General features: G+C 73.8%; 1 protein-coding gene. It reads left to right on the top strand.

What is annotated here, in order from left to right; translation table 11 throughout:
* The coding region (locus DW299_RS15385; RefSeq protein ID WP_136037089.1) for an SDR family NAD(P)-dependent oxidoreductase at positions 1-572 on the top strand (572 nt) is incomplete at its 5' end.
* Positions 573-744 lie beyond the last annotated feature (172 nt).

Here is a 744-nt window from a genome sequence, read left to right as displayed (position 1 = left end):
TCGGCGACCTGGGCACGCGCGACGGCATCCACGCCGCGGCCGCCGCGGCCGCGGAGCCGTTCGGCGAGCCGGACATCCTGGTGAACTCGGCGGGCATCAACCTCCGGCCGCCCTACGCCGAGATCACGCAGGACGACTGGGACGCGACCATGACGGTCAACGCGCTGGCGCCGTTCCTGCTCGGCCAGCGGTACGCGAGGGGCATGGCGTTCCGCGGCTACGGACGGCTCATCCACATCAGCTCGCAGCAGGCGCACCGGGCTTTCGTGGGCAGCGGCGTGTACGGCGCGTCGAAGGGCGCGGTCGAGTCGCTCATGCGCTCCGAAGCCGAGGCCTGGGGTGGCACCGGAGTCACGAGCAACACCCTGGTGCCCGGGTTCGTGCTCACCCCGCTGAACGCCCGGCTGCAGCAGGACCCCGACACCATCGCGGCCCTCGCCGCGCGCACCATGATCGGACGCAACGGACTGCCGAGCGACTTCGCGGGCGCCGCGGTGTTCCTCGCCGGTGCGGGCTCGGCCTACGTCACCGGGCACTCGCTGTTCGTCGACGGCGGCCTGTCCGTGCACTGACGCCGCCGCCCCGGCGCTCAGGCCTCGGGGAGGGCGGACTCGTCGGGGTCGGGCGTCGTGACCCCCGTGGCCGCCGCCGGTGCGGACGGCGTGATCAGCGGAGCCGCGGTCGCGAGGGCGGTGACGGCGTCCGCCGCATCCCATCGTGATCACGACGTCCGACGCCTTGACG

This window comes from Microbacterium sp. K35 (assembly GCF_004794375.1).
GTDB lineage: Bacteria > Actinomycetota > Actinomycetes > Actinomycetales > Microbacteriaceae > Microbacterium > Microbacterium sufflavum.
This window is presented reverse-complemented; position numbering and strand designations above follow the sequence as displayed.